The 19,407-nt window shown below is 66.3% G+C and carries 14 protein-coding genes; 8 read left to right on the plus strand and 6 right to left on the minus strand.

Features of this window, described 5'->3' with window-relative positions; translation table 11 throughout:
- Window positions 1-53: 53 nt before the first annotated feature.
- A complete protein-coding gene (locus F3N42_RS11855; protein WP_191621376.1) occupies window positions 54-845 on the minus strand; it encodes a DeoR/GlpR family DNA-binding transcription regulator in 792 nt (263 codons plus the stop codon).
- Between the two features lie 115 nt (window positions 846-960).
- Between F3N42_RS11855 and F3N42_RS11860 the strand changes: the two genes are divergently transcribed.
- Window positions 961-4,095 (plus strand): alpha-L-rhamnosidase, encoded by a 3,135-nt coding sequence (locus F3N42_RS11860; protein WP_150864669.1) that lies wholly within the window; start codon window positions 961-963, stop codon window positions 4,093-4,095.
- A 99-nt stretch (window positions 4,096-4,194) separates the two neighbouring features.
- Here the strand turns inward: F3N42_RS11860 and F3N42_RS11865 are convergent, their stop codons facing one another.
- From F3N42_RS11865 to F3N42_RS11875, 3 genes are read right to left on the minus strand one after another with little or no spacing between them, the layout of a single operon-like run.
- Window positions 4,195-5,481, minus strand: a complete 1,287-nt coding sequence (locus F3N42_RS11865) for an MFS transporter (protein WP_150864670.1) — start codon at window positions 5,479-5,481, stop codon at window positions 4,195-4,197.
- A gap of 30 nt (window positions 5,482-5,511) precedes the next feature.
- The gene (locus tag F3N42_RS11870; RefSeq protein ID WP_150864671.1) at window positions 5,512-7,059 is read right to left on the minus strand and encodes a sodium:solute symporter; all 1,548 of its coding nucleotides are present in this window, start codon (window positions 7,057-7,059) and stop codon (window positions 5,512-5,514) included.
- Window positions 7,060-7,070: 11 nt separating this feature from the next.
- Window positions 7,071-7,961 carry a dihydrodipicolinate synthase family protein gene (locus tag F3N42_RS11875; RefSeq protein ID WP_191621377.1) on the minus strand — a complete coding sequence of 297 codons (891 nt, stop codon included), beginning with the start codon at window positions 7,959-7,961 and terminating at the stop codon, window positions 7,071-7,073.
- A gap of 202 nt (window positions 7,962-8,163) precedes the next feature.
- Between F3N42_RS11875 and F3N42_RS11880 the strand changes: the two genes are divergently transcribed.
- The gene (locus F3N42_RS11880; protein ID WP_150864673.1) at window positions 8,164-8,946 is read left to right on the plus strand and encodes a DeoR/GlpR family DNA-binding transcription regulator; all 783 of its coding nucleotides are present in this window, start codon (window positions 8,164-8,166) and stop codon (window positions 8,944-8,946) included.
- 3 nt (window positions 8,947-8,949) lie between these two features.
- Here F3N42_RS11880 and rhaI read toward each other — a convergent pair whose 3' ends face one another.
- Window positions 8,950-10,116 carry an L-rhamnose isomerase gene (rhaI, locus tag F3N42_RS11885; protein WP_150864674.1) on the minus strand — a complete coding sequence of 389 codons (1,167 nt, stop codon included), beginning with the start codon at window positions 10,114-10,116 and terminating at the stop codon, window positions 8,950-8,952.
- Window positions 10,117-10,133: 17 nt separating this feature from the next.
- Entirely contained in the window at window positions 10,134-12,212 is a 2,079-nt protein-coding gene (locus tag F3N42_RS11890) for a bifunctional rhamnulose-1-phosphate aldolase/short-chain dehydrogenase (protein ID WP_150864675.1), read from the minus strand.
- A gap of 210 nt (window positions 12,213-12,422) precedes the next feature.
- On the opposite strand from F3N42_RS11890, the gene F3N42_RS11895 reads away from it, so the two are divergent.
- The 6 genes from F3N42_RS11895 (at window position 12,423) to F3N42_RS11920 (ending at window position 19,407) form a co-directional block, all read left to right on the plus strand.
- On the plus strand, window positions 12,423-13,769 hold the full coding sequence (locus tag F3N42_RS11895; RefSeq protein WP_150864676.1) for an acetate and sugar kinases/Hsc70/actin family protein: 1,347 nt from the start codon (window positions 12,423-12,425) through the stop codon (window positions 13,767-13,769).
- A complete protein-coding gene (lldD, locus tag F3N42_RS11900; protein WP_150864677.1) occupies window positions 13,766-14,905 on the plus strand; it encodes an FMN-dependent L-lactate dehydrogenase LldD in 1,140 nt (379 codons plus the stop codon). Before F3N42_RS11895 ends, lldD begins: the two co-directional genes overlap by 4 nt.
- A 161-nt stretch (window positions 14,906-15,066) precedes the next feature.
- Window positions 15,067-15,909: a transketolase gene (locus F3N42_RS11905; protein WP_224784889.1), complete on the plus strand. Its 843-nt coding sequence runs from the start codon at window positions 15,067-15,069 to the stop codon at window positions 15,907-15,909.
- The gene (locus tag F3N42_RS11910; protein ID WP_224784890.1) at window positions 15,906-16,904 is read left to right on the plus strand and encodes a transketolase family protein; all 999 of its coding nucleotides are present in this window, start codon (window positions 15,906-15,908) and stop codon (window positions 16,902-16,904) included. Before F3N42_RS11905 ends, F3N42_RS11910 begins: the two co-directional genes overlap by 4 nt.
- 5 nt (window positions 16,905-16,909) lie before the next feature.
- Window positions 16,910-18,415: an FGGY family carbohydrate kinase gene (locus tag F3N42_RS11915; protein ID WP_150864678.1), complete on the plus strand. Its 1,506-nt coding sequence runs from the start codon at window positions 16,910-16,912 to the stop codon at window positions 18,413-18,415.
- A gap of 8 nt (window positions 18,416-18,423) precedes the next feature.
- A complete protein-coding gene (locus F3N42_RS11920) occupies window positions 18,424-19,407 on the plus strand; it encodes a D-ribose ABC transporter substrate-binding protein (protein WP_150864679.1) in 984 nt (327 codons plus the stop codon).

The following is a 19,407-nucleotide window of genomic DNA, read 5'->3' on the forward strand; positions in this document are numbered from 1 at the left end:
AGCCGGCGCACGGGGGCGCCTGCGAATCTAATGTGGAGCGGTGTCTTTACCGCTCAGTCAGCGATGATGATTTCGACACCGACGGCTTCGATGCGCTTACGGTCCTCTGCACGGATGCCGCTGTCGGTGATCATCGCGTCGACGTTCTCCAGGCCGCCCAGTACGCAGAACGAGCGCTGGCCGATCTTGGTGGAATCGGCCACCAGGTAGACCTCCTCGGCGGAGTCGATCATCGCGCGCTTGACCGGGATGTCACCCAGGGCCGGGTAGGTCAGGCCGTTGGTCAGGTCGATGGCGGCCGTGGCCAGGAACAGCTTCTGCGCGTACAGGCCCTGGAAGAATCCTGCGGCGCGATCACCACTGAGCGACAGGGTCGGCGCCTTGAACTGGCCGCCGGTGACATGCACGTCGAAGCCGGGTTCCGCGCCCAGCATCAAAGCGATGTTCAGCGCGTTGGTGATCACCGTGACATCACTGCGACCCAGCAGGGCGGCGGCCACGGCGGTACCCGTGGAACCGGAGTCCAGGATGATGGTTTCACCGTCGTGGACCATGGACGCCGCCTTGGCGCCGATCTTTTCCTTCGCCTCGCTGTTCTCTTCGTGGAACAGGGTCATGGCACGCACCTGCTGCGGCACCGATTTCAGGTAGGCGCCGCCATGAACGCGGACGACGTGGCCGTCGGTCTCCAGCTTCTCAAGGTCCTGGCGGACCGTGACTTCGGACACGGCCAGCGCGCGGGCCAGCACACTGACGCGCGCACTGCCCTCTTCACGCATCCACTCCAGGATGCGGCGGCGGCGATCCTCACCCAGCAGGCGTCCATTACGTTTTCTCTGGCTCATCAGGTCCCTTCCACGGATGTTCCGGTGTTTTCAGTCTTCGAATCGTGCCACAATTTCGGCAAAAGTAAAAATTCACAAAAAATCGTCAATTCATACTGAAGAGGTTTCACCCCCAATGGGTTCCAGCACCGAAAAGAATTCCACCTCCCTCGCCGTCACCGACCTGCGCGCCGACGGCCTGGTCACGCCGCTGGGTCTGGAAAGCCGCGCCCCGCACCTGTCCTGGCGGATTGAAAGCGGCACCGCGGACACCCGGCAAAGCGCGTACCGCATCCGGGTCGCCGAGTCGCCCGAAGCGCTGGCTGACGTCGAATCGCTGATCGCCGACAGCGGCTGGGTGGAATCGGATGCCACGCTTAACCTGGCCTGCCCCGGCCCTGCGCTGCCGTCGATGACGCGGGCCTGGTGGGACGTGGAGATCCGCGAAGCCGATGGAAAGAGCACGCGATCCCCTGCCACCTGGTTCGAAACCGGGCTGGACCAGGATGACTGGATCGCTGACTGGCTGGAGGCCGAGGACCCGGATGCCAGCGCCGACCGCGCGGCCGGCCTCGAGTGGATCTGGAGCGAGGACCCGCTGGACCCTAACCCGCAGGGCTTCCGCCTGGACTTCGAAGCCCCGGCCGACCTGGCGACATCTGATCTGCTGGTCACCGCCAAGGATCACCTGGAAGGCGTCTGGGTCAACGGCGAACCCGTCGACCTGCCCGAGGGCGATGTCTGGGGCACACTCCGGGCCCTCGACGCGGTCTTCCGGCCGGGCCGTAACAGCCTGTGTATCCTGGCCAGCGCCGATACCGAGGGCTTCTTCCCGGTCGACGGCGGCGCGATGGCCGCCCTGGTGCGCCTTAGTAGCCAGGACGGCACCACGCAACGCCTGGTCAGCAACGGCGACTGGCGCGTCCTGCCGGACCCTTTGGACCGTTGGCATGACGACGAGTTTGACGGAAGCGACTGGCCGGCCGCGGTGGCCTCGGGCTCCCGGGCAACGGGTGACCCACGCCCGCCGGAGCCGGCCGTTCGACTGCGCACGGAGTTCGATACGGAGCAGCCCGTAGCCCGTGCGCGACTGTACGTCACGGCCCTGGGCGCGTACGAAGCGCGGCTCAATGGCCGGGTGGCCGGTGATGCCGTGCTGCAGCCGGAAATCAGCGTCGCCGAGGACCACGTGCCCTATCGCTGTATCGATTTGACCGACCAGGTCCGCCTGGGCCGCAACACGCTGGCCTTTACCGTGGCCGATGGTTTCTACGCCAGCGCGTTCGGCTGGCGCATGGAGCGCTACTCGCTGGGCCCCGCCCCGCGCCGCCTGCTGGCGCAGCTGCGCCTGGATTTCGCCGACGGCAGCCACCGCTGGGTATGCAGCAGCGACGACTGGCTGACCGGGCCTTCGCCGGTGATCACCGCGGACATCTACGGCGGCGAGCGCTACGACGCGCAACTCGATCAACCCGGCTGGGACCAGCCGGACTTTGACGCCGACGGCTGGCGGCCGGCTACGGTCGGCGCCCCACCAGGCGCCCGCCTGGCGGGGCACGCCGGCCCGCCGCTGGTGCGCCGTGCCGAGCGCAAGGCGCTCGAGGTGACCGAGCCGGCGCCCGGGCGCTTCGTCTTCGATTTCGGCCAGAACCTGTCCGGCTGGTGCCGCCTGCGCGCCCGCGGGCCGGCGGGCACGACCGTCCACCTGCGCTTCGCCGAACTGCTCAACCCCGACGGCACCGCCGACCAGTCCAACCTGCGCTACGCGGAATCCGCCGACCACTACACGCTGGCCGGCGACGCCGGCGGCGAAACCTACGAGCCCGCCTTCACCTACCACGGTTTCCGTTATGTCGAGGTCGAGGGTTTCCCGGGCACACCGACGGCCGAGGACCTGGTCGCCATGGTGGTCTACAACGACTGCCCGGAGACCGGCGAGATGGTGTTCGACAACGCCCTGCTGCAGGCCTTCTGGAACAACGCCCTGTGGAGCCAGCGCGCCAACTTCTTCGGTGTGCCCACGGACTGCCCGCAACGTGATGAGCGCATGGGCTGGATGGGTGACATCCAGGTGTTCCTGGACGCCGCCGCGTTCAACATGGACGTCGCGCCATTCCTGCGCCGCTACATGGACGAGGTCCGCGCCGGGCAGTTCGACGATGGCGGTTTCCCGATCGTCGTGCCGCAGCCGCAGTCCTTTCCCGAAGTGGTCACCGCCGGCTGGTCCGAGGCCGGCGTGATCCTGCCGCACGGCCTGTGGTGGCGCTACGGCGACACTGCGGTGATCGATGAGAACTGGGACGCGATGCGGCGCTGGATGGACTACGTGGCGCGCAACAATCCGGACGGCATCTGGCGCCATGACCGCGGCATCGACCTGGGCGACTGGCTGGCCGTCGACGCCCGTGTCCCCGACGAGGAGACCACGCCACGCGTGCTGTGCGCGACCGCCTACTGGGCGCTCTGCGCCGGCATGATGGCGGAGATGGCCGAGGTCACTGGCCGCGCCGCTGAAGCGGAGCAGTATTCAGCATTGCAGACCAGAATCCAGGCCGCGGCCGCGGCCGAACTGGTCGACGACGCCGGCGTGGCCGGCAACGGCAGCCAGGCCAGCCAGGTGCTGGCGCTGCACTGCGCCCTGGTGCCGGCGGCGCTGCGTGCGGCCGCGGCTCAGGTGCTGGCCGACGAGATTCACGGCCGTGGCATGCACCTGTCGACGGGCTTCCTGGGCACGCCCTACCTGCTCGACGTCCTGGCCGACGCCGGTCACTGGGATACGGTCGAGGGCCTGCTGCTGCAGACCGGCTACCCGTCATGGGGCTACATGGTGGAAAAGGGCGCCACCACCATGTGGGAGCGCTGGAACAGCGACGTCGGCGACCTGGCCATGAACAGCTACAACCATTACGCCTTCGGCGCGGTGGTCGGCTTCTTCTACCGCCGCCTGGGCGGCATCGCGCCGGCCAGCCCCGGTTTCCGTGACATCGCCATCCGGCCCGCCTGGCTGGACGGCGTGGGCACCGTCAGCGCCCGCTACGATTCGGTGGTCGGGCGCATCGCCACGCGCGTCGACGGCGATCACCAGGGGCTGCGCGAACTGGACCTGGAAACGCCCGCCAACACGACGGCGCACATCGAATTGCCGGCAGGGTTCGACTGGCAAGAGAGCGGCCAGCCGCTGCGGTCCGCAGCAGGGCTCCAGGTGCACGAAGTCGAGGGTGGCCTGCTGCGCATTACGGCCGGTGCGGGGCGCTACCGCTTCGAGCGGTGAGCGCCGCTGTGACGCGTGACGCGTGACGCGTGACGCGTGACGCGTGACGCGTGACGCGTGACGCGTGACGGGCAGATGATCGTGCTCAGCAGCGGGCTGTCAATCGCCGCGTTCGGCTTCGAGTTGCTCCAGTGACTTGCCCTCGTTGCGGGGACCCCAGATGGTGCCGATCAGGCCGCTGATCACCAGGAAGCCGGTCAGGATGATGGCCAGCGTCGTGAAGCCGGTGGCCGTCAGCATGGGCACGAAGAAACTGAAGAAACCCAGCGCGATGCGCACCACGGCGAAGGCGAACCCCTGCGCGGTGCTGCGCAGCAGCGTCGGGAACATCTCCGAACTCCACAGCTGGAAGAACGGCTGCGCGCCGAAGCCCGCGCCCACGCCGGTCAGGATCACGTACAGCAGCGCCACCGGTATGGTGAACGGCAGGAAGATCAGCAACGCCACGCCGGCGATCTGCACGATGGACGACAGGGCGAACAGCCAACGCTGGTTCACCTTGTCCGCGTAGCGCATGAACACCAGGTAGATCGAGGCGATGCCCAGGCCAAACAGCACGATCTGCACCGCCACCGAGGTCGCCTGCGAGGCATCGCCCAGCACCCGCAGGATGTACGGGAAGAAGAAGCCGTTCGTGCCCGCAAACAGGTTCCAGAAGCCGTAGGTGCCAATCAGCACCGCCAGCGATCCGATGTATTTGCGCTGGAACAGGTCGGAAAACTTCGGCCGCGCGCGGCCCTCGACCATGGCCTCCTCGCGCGCCTGCTCCCAGCGTACCGACTCTCGCATACGCGAGCGCAGCAGCGTCAGCGCGATGGCGATGATGGCCAGGTGGGCAAAGATGATCCGCGCGCCCAGGATATCCATATCGCTCAGAATGAAGGCCAATCCGAGCACCACGACGGGGCCGAAATACCACAGCAACTGCGCCACGCCGGAGTGCTTGCCGCGCTTGCCAGTCGGCGCGTGCTCGGCGATCAGTGACCAGCTGGCCGGGATGTCTGCGCCCACGGCCAGGCCGACGATGATGAAGCCGACGACGATCATCCACGGCGCGGTGGCGAACACCAGCAGCGACATCCCCACCGCGTACACCACCATATCCCACTGGTAGATGCGCTTGCGGCCGAAGCGGTCACACAGCCAGCCACCGACCAGGGCGCCGACGCCAGCGGAGATCGCGTTGGCGCTGAACGCGCCCAGGATGCCGATAAACGTGTCGGTCAGGCCGAACATTTCCTTCCAGAACACCAACGCGATGGAGCTGGCGACGATGGAGCCGGCGTCGATGTAGTTGGCCAGGCCCGCGAGGACGGTATTGCGCCACTGTTCGCGTTCACTCAGTTCCGCGGCGGGGTCGGCGCCGGTCTTTTCCATGCCGGTCATCGGGGGTTCTCCTTGTTGTTGAGCCCTGGGTCAGTCCCAGACAGTCAGGTGTTCCAGGTTGCGTTCCCGTTTCGGCAGCCAGGTTCCGGCCAAAAAGCCGACGACAAACATCACCAGGTTGCCGATGAACCCGGTGTAGTAAAGGTCAAATGGGAAATGCAGGAACGCGGGCAGCAACTCGTGCGTCGACAGCAGCGTCCAGGCCGTAAATGCCATGGTGCAGACGATCCCCATGCCCACCGCGCGCGCGTCGCCGCGGCGGGTCAGGAAGCCCAGCAGGTACAGCCCCAGCAGCCCCCCGCCCAGCAGCGAGATCAGGATGCTGCCGGTGTCCTGCAGGGTCTTGGTTTCGCTCTCGGCCAGGATGATCGCGCCGCCGATCATCGCCACCGCCGCCAGCCCGGAAATCAGCCAGGCCACGCGCAGGTAGTGCTTGTCATTGCGCCCGGGCACCAGGTGCCGGCGGTAGATGTCGACGATGCTGACTGTCGAAATGGCGTTGATGCTGGAATCCAACGACGACATGGCCGCCGCCAGTGCCGCCGAGATCAGCAGGCCGGTCACACCCGGCGGCAGCTCGTTAATGATGAAATACGGCAGGATCTGCTCAGCCTTGCGCGCGCCATCCAGCATTTCCGCCGCCTCCACTGCAGGGAACTGCTGGTAAAACACGTACAGGCTGGTGCCCAGGAACATGAAGAACGCCCACACCGGCAGGCTGACGCTGACGCAGACAAACATCGCCTTGCGCGCCTCGCGGGTCGATTTCGCCGCGCAGTAGCGCTGCACCACGTTCTGGTTGCTGCTGTACTCGGTCAGCCACACGGTCAGGCCCAGGAACAACATCATCGTGGCCGTCTTGCTGCTCAGTGACAGCTCCCACGACACCGGCTCCAGGTTGCCGCCGACCAGTTCGGCGATGGCGAACTTACCCTCGGCCAGGCCTACGGAAAAGATCTGCCCCAGTCCGCCGGGCAGCATCTGCGCGATCATCACCACGCAGATCACGCCGCCGGCCATCAGCACGATGGTCTGGATGACGTCGGTCCAGATCACGGCTCGGAAACCGCCGACCACGGTGTACAGCGCCACCAGCAGGCCGCTGACCAGGATGCACGGCGTCGACGCCAGGCCGGTCAGCTCGTGCACCACCAGCGACACCAGGAACAGCACGATGCTCACCCTGAACAGCTGTGCGACGATGAATGCCACGGCCGCGTACACCCGGATGGATGGCCCGAAGCGCCCTTCGAGGTACTCATAGGCCGAGGTGATCTTGCCGCGGCGGAAGAACGGCAGGAACACGTAGGCCGCGATCAGCACCGCCAGGGGCATCATCAGGTTGGGCAGGAAACGCAGCCAGGCCGTCTTGTAGGCGTCGGCGGGATACGCCAGGAAGGTCACGGAACTGATCGACGTGCCCACCATCGACAGGCCGATCACCCAGCCGGCGAACGAGCGGCCGCCGACGAAATAGTCCTCGGTGCTAACATTCTTGCGGGAGAACCAGAACCCCATCCCAGCCATCAGGGCCAGGTAGCCGAGCAGGACCAGGATATCGAGTGTCGGCAGCTCCATCAGGCCAACCGTCAGCCGGCGAGTCCCAGGCGCTGGCGCCACGCTTCGGCGCCGGCCCGCATGTCGGCCAGGGCCTCCGTCACGCCGGGCTCGAGCTCATCCGTACAGACCCGGCAGGCGGTGGTCATGTCGAACCCGCTCATCACCAGGAAGTGCTTGGCGGTGGCCGGGTAGCCGCGCACGACGGTGTGTTCCGCCTCGCGCAGGAAGGCCTGTAATTCGTCCGCCAGTTCCGGTTCTTTGGCCCAGTTTGCGCACAGCCAGACCCAGAGTTCGGGTATAAAATTCGCGGAGATGCCGCTGAAGCCAGCGGCACCGTCAATCAGGTTCTCCTGCGCTGTGGCGGCAGCCGCGTTAAAGACCCGCATGCCGGTACCCGCGGCAGCATCCAGCTTGGCCCGGACCACCTCGGGTCGGCCGGACGTCTCCTTGAGGAAATGAAAGCGGCCGGTGGAAGCCGCCCAGGCCAGCGTCTCCGGTGCCAGTAGCCGGTGATACGGCCGGGGGCACTCGTAGATGCCCAGCGGGATGTCGGCGGTGTCGTCCACCAGCCGCGCGGCACGGCGCTGCCAGATGGCGTCGACCTCATCCTTGCGGGCCAGCACGCCGGTCAGGCAGACCACGGCGTCGACGCCGGTGGCGTACATGTCACGCACACCGGAAGCCCAGCCACCGGGGTCGTCCCCGAAGGTGCCGCTGGCGACCACGGGAACTCGCCCGGCGGTATGGTCAACCACGCGGCGTGCCACTTCCGCGCGTTCTTCATGGTCCATCTCGAACATTTCGCTCGACTGGCAAACGGCGAACAGGCCGGTACTGCCGGCATCGATATACCAGTCCACAAGGCGGTCCAGGGCCGCGAAATCGACCTGGCCCGAGGCAGTGAATGGCGTAAGCATCACCGGCCAGACGCCGTCGGGAATAGAAACGGTTAGGTTGTCAGTGGGTCGCAACATGAAACGTAAGGTTTAATCAATTTTGGTCATTCTGGCCGTTTGGGTCTAGAATCAAACGGGCTAACCCGGCAATCCTAAACCAAATTGATCGCAAAATGATAAATTTTCCGTCTTTATCGCTCGTTTTCGCTCACAGAGTAAGCGCGTAATGCATGCCAACGAACGCGAGCAGGCCATCCTGGACCTGCTGAACCGCAACGGCTTTATCACTTTCCGTGAGCTCGAAAAGCGCCTGGACGCGTCTCCGGCTACGCTGCGCAGAGACCTGACCCGCCTGTCCGAAGATGGCCGAATTGAGCGAGTGCGCGGCGGCGCGAAGCGTATCGCAAACGACCGGATGAACGAGCAGGACCGGCTGCTGGGCGTGCCCTTTCACGAGAACATCCATCGCATGCGCGAGCAGAAGGAGGCCATCGGCAAAGCCGCGGCCGAGCTCTGCGAGCGCGGTTCGGCGATCATGATCGACGGCGGCTCCACGACGCTGCAGATGTGCCCGCACCTGGCCGGCCTGGAACTGCAGGTCCTGACCAATTCCCTGCATATCGTCAGCGCGCTGCTGCCGCAGGAAGGCACCCGCGTGCTGGTCCCCGGCGGCTCGGTTTTTCGCGAGCAGAACATCATCCTGTCCGCGGCCGGGGATGAGCTCATGCCGCGGTTCTACGCGCCGCGGCTGTTCATGGGCGCGGCCGCCATCGGGCCGCAGGGCGTGATGCAGGCCGACGTGGTGCTGGTCGCGGCGGAGCGTCGGTTGATCGAGCGCGCCGAGGAACTGATCCTGCTGGTGGACAGCAGCAAGTTCCGGCATTCATCGGGCAACGTGGTCTGCGAACTGGCGCAGGTGGGCACCATCATCACCGATGACGGCATCGAGCCGGCCCAGGCCGAGATGGTCAAGGCGGCCGGTGTCCGGCTGGTCACCGTTCCGGTCTAGGCGTCAGGCGCCCCAGCCGGCCTGCGCACCGCCCTGGCGCGCCTGCGCAATCTGGTCGGCGTAACCGCTGGCGGCATACGCGGCCATCGGGTCTTCCGGCAGGCCGCGCGACGACCGCCACGCGGCCAGCGCACCCCGCACATCGGTGTAGAACGCGTCCATCATGATCTCGTTGGCGGCCAGAACGTCACCGGACTGCTGCGCGGCAGCAAGGGCATCGCGATCCAGCAGTAACGCCCTGGCCGTCATCTCCTGCACATTCAGCACAGAGCGGATCTGGCCGGGAATCTTGGCCTCGATGTTGTGGCACTGGTCCAGCATGAACGCGACACCGGAAGTCGGGTCCAGGCCGCCGCCGCGGATCACCTCGACCATGATCCGGTACAGCTGGAACGGGTCCGCGGCGCCCACGATCAGGTCATCATCGGCGTAGAACCGCGAATTGAAATCGAACGAGCCCAGTTTGCGCAGGCGTAACAACTGGGCGACGATGAACTCGATATTGGTTCCCGGCGCATGGTGGCCGGTGTCCAGGCAGACCACGGCGCGATCACCCAGCGCCTGCACCTGCGCGAACGCGGTGCCCCAGTCCGGCACATCGGTGTGGTAGAACGCCGGCTCGAAGAACTTGTATTCCAACACCAGCCGCTGGTCGTCACCGATGCGCTCGTAGATGGTGGCCAACGACTCGGCCAGCCAGTCCTGGCGCGAACGGATATCGGCCTGCCCGGGGTAGTTGCTACCGTCGGCCAGCCAGATCTTCAAGTCACGCGAGCCGGTCGCGCCCATGATGTCGATACACGCGAAGTGATGGTCGATGGCCTGCTGGCGGACTTTCGGGTCGTGGTGCGCCAGGCTGCCCAGCATGTAGGCGTCGTCCTGGAACGTGTTCGAATTGATCGTGCCCAGCGCCACGCCAAGGTCCGCGGCGTGCGCGCGCAGGCGGTCAAAGTCATCGACGCGGTCCCAGGGAATGTGCAGCGCCACGCTGGGCGCCAGGCCCGTGTGGCGATGTACTTGGGCGGCGTCGGCGATCTTCTCGAACGGGTCACGCGGCACGCCCGGCTGGCCGAACACCCGGAAGCGCGTGCCGGAATTGCCAAAGGCCCAGGACGGCAGCTCGATGGCCAGCTGCGCCAGGTCGGTGGTGATTTCGCTGAACTGCGGCATGGGCGCGGGCTCCTTGCTTAGCGGGAAAACGCCGTGGCGTTACCCGCGTCGACGTTGATGATGTTGCCGGTCGACTTGGCCGACACCGGTGCCGCAAAGTACCACACGGCCTCGGCGACATCCTCGGGCAGCACGTTGCGGCCCAGCATGGAACGGTCGCGGTAGTAGGCCTCCAGCTCTTCGCCGGAATCGACCCCGTAGGCCGATGCGCGCTCCTCGCGCCAGTTGCTGTCCCAGATCTTCGAGCCGCGAATCACGGCGTCGGGGTTGACCACGTTGACGCGGATGCCGTGGCCGGCGCCCTCCAGCGCCAGGCAGCGCGCCAGGTGCAGTGATGCCGCCTTGGCCGAGGCATATGCCGAGGCGTTCTTCGACGCGGCCAGCGCGTTCTTGGAACCGATAAACACGATCGAGCCTTCGCCCTGCAGCTTCAGCAGCGGGAAGGCCGCGCGCGCGGTCAGGAAATACCCCTCGGCCAGCACATCATGATTCTTGCGCCACAGCTCGACCGTGGTTTCCTCGATCGGGGCAGCCGATGCCAGGCCGGCATTGGCCACCAGGATATCCAGGCCGCCGAAGGCCAGTGCGCAGGCACTGAAGGCGGCCGCAACCTGGTCCTCGCTGGTGACATCACAGGTCGCCGCGCCAACGAGGTCGGCGCCAAACTGTGAAGCCAGGCGCGCACGCGCCTCTTCGAGCGCGTTCTCATCGCGGTCGGTGAGCATGACACAGGCGCCGTCGCCCAACAGCCTGGCGGCGCAGGCCGCACCGATGCCACCGGCGGCGCCGGTCACCAGGGCGACCTGCCCGACCAACGGTTTCGGCTTCGGCATGCGCTGCAGCTTGGCCTCTTCCAGTGCCCAGTACTCGATATCGAAGGCTTCCTGTTCGTCCAGGCCGATGTACTCGCCGATCGCCTCGGCGCCGCGCATCACGTTGATGGCATTGGCGTAGAACTCGCCGGCCAGGCGTGCGGTCTTGCGGTCAGCCGCGAAGGTGATCCGGCCGATGCCGGGCACCAGCACGACCACCGGGTTGGCATCGCGCATGGCAGGGTCTTCCGGACCCGCGCAGCGCTCGTAGTACGCTGCGTAGCCCTGGCGGTAGGCCTCCAGCGCTTCACCCAGGTAGTCCATGTCATCAAGGCGCGCGGGGTCCAGGGTCAGCGGCGCGATCTTGGTGCGCAGGAAATGGTCCGGGCAGGAGGTGCCGATGGCCGCCAGCCGTTCGAAGTCTTCGGAACCGACGAACTCCAGGGTTTCGGCATCGTCGGAGAAATGCCCGACCTTGGGCCGGTCGCCGGTCATCAGGCCGCGCAGGCGCGGCATCAGCGCGGCGGCGGATTCACGCCGGGCTTCCGGGGCCAGGGGCGGCACCTTCTCGCCACCGAAGGCCTGCTCGGCCAGCTTGGCGTTCAGGTAACGCGCGGCGTCGGTGATCAGCTCGATCGTGTTGTCGTAACAGGCCTTTGCACTGTCACCCCAGCAGATAATGCCGTGACCGGCCAGCATCACGCCGCGCAGTCCGGGCTGGCTCTTGACCAGGTCACGCAGTCGCAGCGCCAGGTCGAAACCGGGCCTTTTCCAGGGCAGCCAGCCGATCTTCCCACCCCAGATAGCCTGCGTGGCTGCCTCACCGCCCGACGAGGCCGCCAGTGCGATGATCGCGTCCGGGTGTACATGGTCAATATGGCTAAACTCGAGATAGGCGTGCAGCGGTGTATCAATGGACGCGGCACGCGGGTTCAGGTTGAACGTGCAGTGCGGCAGGTAACCGACCATTTCGTCCTCGTGCTCCACACCGCGGTACAGCGACTCCAGTGCCAGCAGCTTGTCCTGGTAGAGCGTTGAAAACCCGCCGATGTCCATCGAACCGATATCGCCGCCGGAGCCCTTGACCCACAGCACCTCTACCGCCTCGCCACTGAGCGGGTCGCGCTCCTGGATCTTTGCCGAGGTGTTACCGCCGCCAAAATTGGTGACCGTCAGGTCAGAGCCCAGCAGGTTGGAACGGTACAGCAACAGCTCGGATTCCGAGCGCCCCTGCGCGTCCTCGTTTGACCAGCGGTTTTCAGGTATCTCGAAAGGTATGGCCACGTATGATGTCCTTGGGTATCGGTAATGAGCCGGGGCGATTCGTGTCGCCCGTGAGTTTGACTGATACTAGCACAAACTGAGCAATTTGTTATCATTACCAATCAATTACAATCATTAACAATCTGAAAGGCTCCCACTATCAGCACCCTGACCCTGGTTCTCGATATCGGCAAAACCTACGCTAAAACAAGCGTCTGGGACGCCAATGGCGTGCGCCTGCAATGCGAATCCAGGGGCAACACGCCCAGGCGCTGCGCCGCCGGCTACCTGGCCCTTGATCACGAGGGCATCGAAACCTGGCTCGTCCAGGCCATCCGTACATTGCCCTCGCCACGGGACATCGGCCGGATCATCGTGGTCGCCCATGGCGCCGCCGCCGCGCTGGTCCGTGACGGCCGACTGTTTGCCGAACCGATGGATTACGAGCAGGGACTGGATGATGTGCCGATGTCGTCATACGACACCGCACGCGACGCCTTCATCGACACCGGGTCACCGGCCCTGCCCCAGGGCCTGAACCTGGGGCGGCAACTGCACGCACTGGAGCACTGGCTGGGCCCGCTGCCGGATGACGTGGACATCCTGCCCTGGCCACAGTACTGGGCTTGGCTGTTCTCCGGCGTTGCCAGCGCGGAACTCACCAGCCTGGGCTGTCACACCGACCTGTGGAACCCGCGGGAACGCACGTTCAGCGCACTGGCCGGCCGGCGCGGCTGGGACCGGCGCATGGCCCCCATCCGGGCCGCCTGGGACGCTCTCGGTCCCGTCACTCCGGCGTTCGCGGAACGCGCGGGCCTTTCACCGGAATGCCAGGTCTTTTGCGGCCTGCATGACAGCAATGCCGCCCTGCAGGCCGCCCTGGGGCAACCCGAGCTGCGCGACCAGGACGCGACCGTGCTGTCGACCGGCACCTGGTTTATCGCCATGCACTCTCCGGCCGCCGGGCATCGATCGCAGCCACCGGCCCTGGATGCCCAGCGTGACAGCCTGTTCAATGTCGACATTCATGGCCGCCCCATCGCATCGGCACGCTTCATGGGCGGCCGCGAAGCCGAGCTGGCCGCCGGCATATTCTGCTACCGGGAAACAGCATCCATGGCCCCGGATGAACTGCTTAGCCGACTGGCCGTTGTCATGGATAAGGGGCAACTGGCGCTGCCCGGCTTCGTTCCCGGCGTCGGCCCCTTCCCCAAGGGACCGGGCCAATGGCTGAACCGCCCCGACAGCCCGGTCGACCTGCGGGTCGCCACCGACCTGTACCTGGCGCTGGTCACCGACTGCATTCTGGACCAGATCGATGGCAAGGGTCAGCTCCTGGTCGAAGGCCGCTTCGGCGCCAACCCGGTGTTCATGGCGGCCCTGGCCAGTCTGCGGCCGGACCAGGGGTTGTTCCGGTCCAGCGCCGAACTGGACGTGGCCTGGGGTGCGCTCAACATGATCACCCCGGGACTGCCGGCGCCGGCGCCGCTTGAAGCCGTGCCCGCCACCGATCTCGACCTGCCGGGGCTGGCCCGGCGCTGGCGCGAACGCGCCGGTTACGGCAAGCTTTCCGCGTGAAACCCGCCGCACCCACCGATTACCGCGAACTCGCCCGCCGGCGCCTGCCGCCGTTCCTGTTTGAGTACATCGACGGTGGCGCCTACTACGAAACCACGCTGGGGCGTAACCGCGATGACCTCTCGGCCATCGAATTGCGCCAGCGGGTCATGCGTGATGTCTCGAGCATTGATATCGGCACCGAGTGGTTCGGCCAGAAACACGCCATGCCCCTGGCCCTGGCGCCGATCGGCATTGCGGGTATGAACGCCCGCCGTGGCGAGACCCAGGCCGTGGCCGCGGCCAATGCCCACGGCGTGCCGTTCTGCCTGTCCACGGTTGGCCTGTGCGACATCGAAGAAGTGCAGCAGGCCGCCAGCGCGCCCTTCTGGTTCCAGCTCTACATGATTCGCGACCGTGGCTTCATGCGTGACTTGCTGGCGCGTGCGAAAGCCGCCGGCTGCCCGGCGCTGGTGTTCACGCTGGATATGCCCGTGCCGGGTACCCGCTACCGCGACTACCGCTCCGGCCTGGCCGGTATGCCCGGCCTGCGCGGCAGCCTGAAGCGGGTCGGCCAGGCCATGATGCACCCGCGCTGGGCCTGGGATGTCGGCGTGCGCGGCCGCCCGCATGGACTGGGCAATGTCGCCCCCGTTCTTGAAGAAGGCTCCGGCCTGGAAGACTTCTTCGCCTGGATGCGCGGCAATTTCGACCCCACCGTCACCTGGCGCGACCTCGAGTTCGTCCGCGAAGCCTGGGATGGCCCCATCATCCTGAAAGGCATCCTCGACCCCGAAGACGCCCGCGAGGCCGTCGCTCACGGTGCCGACGGCGTGGTCGTGTCCAACCACGGCGGCCGTCAGCTGGACGGCGCCGTCAGTTCCGCCCGCGCGCTGCCCGCGGTGGCCAAGGCCGTTGACGGACGCGCGACGATTTTCGCCGACGGCGGTATCCGTTCCGGCCTGGATGTCCTGCGCATGCTGGCCCTGGGCGCCGACGGCGTCATGATCGGTCGGCCCTGGGTTTACGCGCTGGCTGGCGGCGGGCAGGCCGGCATCACCCATTTGCTGAGCCTGTACGAGGCCGAATTGCGCGTCGCCATGGCCCTGACCGGGGCCACACACATCAACCAGGTGGACGCTTCCCTGCTGGCCTGACCCCTTTTTTTGATCGAAATCGAAACTTTTCGAAAGTGTTTTCTTTGTGTTAGCATTCAATTGCTCGCTTTATTGAAGATTTGGCAAAAAACCTGAACCGACGACGATGGTCGCCCGGAGAGCCGTACAGGCCGCCGGGACGCAACGCCGAGGCCCCCGGATTGACTCAACTGAACGACCACGAACTCGCCCTGAAATCCTGGCAGTACCGCCGGGATATCCTGCGCGCCATCAAGCATGCCGGCGCCGGCCATACCGGCGGCAGCCTGTCCTGCACGGATATCCTCAACGTGCTCTACAACCGCACACTGAATGTCAGCCCGGACACGTTCGGCTCGCCCACGCGCGACCGCTACGTGCAGAGCAAGGGCCATTCCGTAGAGGCGTTGTTTGTCGTGCTCGCGGACCAGGGGTTTTTCCCAGCCAGCGACCTCGACACGCTGTGCGGCTACCAGTCGCACTTCGTCGGCCACCCCACCCGCAAGGTGCCGGGCATCGAGCAGAACACCGGCGCGCTGGGCCACGGCCTGCCGATTTGCACCGGCATGGCCATCGGCGCGAAGCTGGATGAAGCCGACTGGCACGTGTTCACGCTGCTGGGTGATGGCGAACTCGCCGAGGGCTCCAACTGGGAGGCCGCGATGGCGGCCGCGCATTACCGGCTGGACAACCTGACCGCGATCATCGACTGCAACAGCCTGCAGATCACCGGCCGCACCCGCGATGTCATGAGCAGCGAGCCGCTGGCGAACAAATTCGACGCCTTCGGCTGGGCCGTTCGTGAAGTGGACGGCCATGACCTGGCCGCGCTTGAAGATGCGCTGGCACGGCCGCTGGCGGCAGGCAAACCCAGCGCCATCATCGCCCGCACAATCAAGGGCAAAGGTGTGAGCTTCATGGAAGATGTCGGTCGCTGGCACCACGGGGTGCCCAACGACGAGGAGTTCGCCGCCGCCATCGAGGAAATCGATGCCGCGATGGCCCGCCTGGAGGCCGCCGCATGAGCGCCCCGGCCCCGTCCATGTATTCCGAAGCGGCCACGGCGCTGGCCACCGACCTGGGGCTGTCGAAAGGCCGCGCGAACCTGGAAGTGTTTGCCGCCGCCGTCCAGGACCTGGCCGAAGCCGACCGCGACGTGCTGGCAGTGACCAGCGACTCGCGCGGCTCCGGCAAACTTGGCCCGTTTGGCCAGGCGTTGCCGCGGCAGATCGTCGAGGTGGGTATTGCCGAGCAGAACCTGGTCGGCGTGGCCGCCGGCCTGGCCTCCACGGGCAAGATCGTGTTCGCCGTCTCGCCGGCCTGTTTCCTGGCCACCCGGGCGCTGGAGCAGGTAAAGAACGACGTTGCCTATTCCGACAACCCGGTGACGCTGGTCGGCATCAGCGCCGGCGTCAGCTACGGCGCGCTGGGCTCGACCCATCACTCACTGCACGATTTCGCCGCCTTGCGCGCCATTAATAATGTCGAGGTGTGCGCGCCCGCCGACAACTTCGAAGCCGAACAGGCCGTGCGTTATGCCGCGGCCGCGGACCGGCCGGTCTACCTGCGCTTCGGCAAGGCGCCACTGTATGACCTGCCCAGTGACGCCCCGGTCCAGCCGGCGCGCGCGCGTGTGTTGCGCGAAGGCGGCGACGGTGCTTTCCTGGCGTCGGGCGAGACCGTGATCCACGCCCTGCTGGCCGCGGAGCACCTGGCCCGTGAGCACGGTGTGCAATGCCGCGTGGCCAGCCTGCCGTCAATCAAGCCACTGGATACCGATGAAGTCGCCACGGCGGCCGTCACGGGCGCCGTGGTCACGGTCGAGGAACACATGGTCACGGGCGGCCTTGGCGAAGCCTGCGCCGCGTCGCTGTTGCAGGCCGGACTGGCACCGCGCCTGCGTATCGCCGGCATCCCCGACGAGTACACGGTCACCGGCAGCCAGGCCGACATTTTCCGTCACTACGGTCTGTCCATGGAGGGCCTGGCCGACACCATGCGCTCCATTCTGGGACACTGAGCTGCATGACCCGTATTCTCGCCATCGACCAGAGCACCTCGGCCACGAAGGCCCTGCTGTTTGATACCGATGGCCGCTGCCTGGACAAGGTCTCCCGTGACCACCGGCAGCACTACCCCCAGCCCGGCTGGGTCGAACATGATGCCGAAGAGATCTGGCAGAACACGCTGGCGGTCAGCCGCGAGCTGCTGGACCGCAACGACGGCATCGCCGGTGAACTGGCGGGTATCAGCATCACCAACCAGCGCGAAACGGTGGTCGTGTTTGAGCGCGGCAGCGGCAAGCCGCTGTGCCCGGCCATGGTCTGGCAGTGCCGGCGTGGCAACGACCTGTGCTCCATGCATGAAGCCGCCGGCGCCGGTGGCGAAGTCCGCGCACGCAGCGGCCTGTACCTGGACGCCTATTTTTCCGCCTCGAAGTTGCAATGGCTGGTGCGCAACCGCCCGGAACTGGCAGCGAAACTGGACAGCGGCGAAGCCCTGGTCGGCACCATCGACGCCTACCTGGTCTACCGCCTGACCGACGGCGCCGTGTTCGCCACCGACTCGACCAATGCCAGCCGCACCCTGCTGTACGACATCAACACGAGGGGCTGGAGCGAAACGCTCTGCACGCTGTGGCAAGTGCCCATGAAGGCGCTGCCGGAAGTGCGTGAAAGCGGCGCGCAATTCGGCGCGACCACGCTGGGCGGCGCGCTGCCAGAACCCTTGCCCATCGCCGGCATCATGGGCGACTCGCAGGCGGCCCTGTTCGCACACCGCTGCTTCCAGCCCGGCTCGGCCAAGGCCACTTTCGGCACCGGTTCCTCGGTGATGCTCAATATCGGCGACCAGCCCCTGAACCCCGGCAACGGCGTGGTCACCGCGCTGGCCTGGGAACTGGACGGCCAACCGACCTATGCCTTCGAAGGCATCATCATTCACTCGGCATCGACGCTCACCTGGCTGCGCGACCAGCTGGGTCTGCTGGACAATGTCGATGACGTCGAAGCACTGGCCGGCGAGATCGACGACACCGGCGGCGTTTACCTGGTACCCGCGTTTTCCGGCCTGGGTTTTCCCTACTGGGCGCCGGAGGCCCGCGCGCTGATCACTGGCCTGTCCGGCTACAGCGACCGCCGCCACGTGGCCCGGGCCGCGCTCGAGTCGATGGCCTACCAGTTGCACGATGTGCTGGCCGCCATGCAGGCCGAGTCCGGCGTCACCCTGGGCCGGCTGCACGCCGACGGCGGCCCGACGGCCAACCGCATGCTCATGCAGTTCACCGCAGACATCACCCGAACTGAACTGCAGGTGGCCCGCGCGCCGGACTGCTCAGCCCTCGGCACCGCCCTGATGGGCATGCTGGGGCTGGGCATCCACTCATCACCCGAAGAACTCACGGCGTCCCCACCCGAAGACACCGTGCTCACCCCGTCGATGTCGGAAGCCGCCGCGCGGTTCCGGCTGGACGGCTGGCGCCAGGCCGTGGACCAGGCGCTGAAACATTCCCATCAACCTTCATCGTCATAGGCTCAGACATGAACACCCGAAATCGATTTTCCCTGCTGCCATTGCTCGCATTGATGCTGGCCACACTGGTGGCCTGCTCCGGTGAGAGCGGTGACCCGTCAACCGCCTCGGCGCCGGCCGAACCCACCGGCCCAAAAAAAGTCGCCGTGGTGGTCTCGACACTGAACAACCCCTGGTTCGTGGTGCTGGCCGAGGCCGCCCGCGACCGCGCCCGCGAACTGGGCTATGAAGCCACGATCTTCGACTCGCAGAACGACCCGGCCAAGGAAGCCAGCCATTACGAGAACATCCTGGCTTCCGGCTACAGCGCCATCCTGTTCAACCCCACCGATGCCGACGGTTCCGTGGCCAACGTGCGCCGCGCGAAGGCCGCCGATATCCCGGTGTTCTGCATCGACCGCGAGATTAACGCCACCGACGCCGCAATCACGCAAATCATCTCCGACAACTACTCCGGCGCCGTCGACATCGGCCGGCACTTCGTCGAGACCGTGGGCCGCGAAGGAAAATACGTCGAACTGCTGGGCCTGGTGGGCGACAACAACACCTGGAACCGCTCCAAGGGCTTCCACAGCGTGGTCGACCGCTTTCCGGGCCTGGAAATGGTCGCGCAGCAGAGCGCTGACTTCGACCGCGCCAAGGCGCTGGACGTGATGGAGTCCATCATGCAGTCGAACCCGGACATCGACGCCGTGTTCGCCGGCAACGACGCCATGGCCATGGGCGCCTACCAGGCGCTGGTCGCCGCGGGCAAGGCGGGCCAGGTCAAGGTGTTTGGTTTTGACGGCGCCGACGACGTGGTCCGACTGATCGCCGAGGGCGGCATCACCGCCACCGGCATGCAATTCCCCAAGGTCATGGCCCGGCGCGCCGCCGAATCGGCCGACGAGTACCTGGGTGGCAAACGTGACTTCCCGCAGAAGACCCCGGTGGCCGTGGAACTGGTGACGGCGGAGAACGTCGACCAGTACGGCGACTTCGGCCGCCAGTAA

The sequence above is a fragment of the Marinihelvus fidelis genome (genome assembly GCF_008725655.1).
Classification (GTDB): Bacteria; Pseudomonadota; Gammaproteobacteria; order Xanthomonadales; family SZUA-36; genus Marinihelvus; species Marinihelvus fidelis.

Coding starts and splice junctions, on each gene's coding strand:
- F3N42_RS11910 (WP_224784890.1), top strand. CDS start 15,906: ATGAGCGCCCCGGCCCCGTCCATGTATTCCGAAGCGGCCACGGCGCTG.
- F3N42_RS11920 (WP_150864679.1), top strand. CDS start 18,424: ATGAACACCCGAAATCGATTTTCCCTGCTGCCATTGCTCGCATTGATG.
- rhaI (WP_150864674.1), bottom strand. CDS start 10,116: ATGCCGCAGTTCAGCGAAATCACCACCGACCTGGCGCAGCTGGCCATC.
- F3N42_RS11860 (WP_150864669.1), top strand. CDS start 961: ATGGGTTCCAGCACCGAAAAGAATTCCACCTCCCTCGCCGTCACCGAC.
- F3N42_RS11855 (WP_191621376.1), bottom strand. CDS start 845: ATGAGCCAGAGAAAACGTAATGGACGCCTGCTGGGTGAGGATCGCCGC.
- F3N42_RS11865 (WP_150864670.1), bottom strand. CDS start 5,481: ATGACCGGCATGGAAAAGACCGGCGCCGACCCCGCCGCGGAACTGAGT.
- F3N42_RS11915 (WP_150864678.1), top strand. CDS start 16,910: ATGACCCGTATTCTCGCCATCGACCAGAGCACCTCGGCCACGAAGGCC.
- F3N42_RS11880 (WP_150864673.1), top strand. CDS start 8,164: ATGCATGCCAACGAACGCGAGCAGGCCATCCTGGACCTGCTGAACCGC.
- F3N42_RS11870 (WP_150864671.1), bottom strand. CDS start 7,059: ATGGAGCTGCCGACACTCGATATCCTGGTCCTGCTCGGCTACCTGGCC.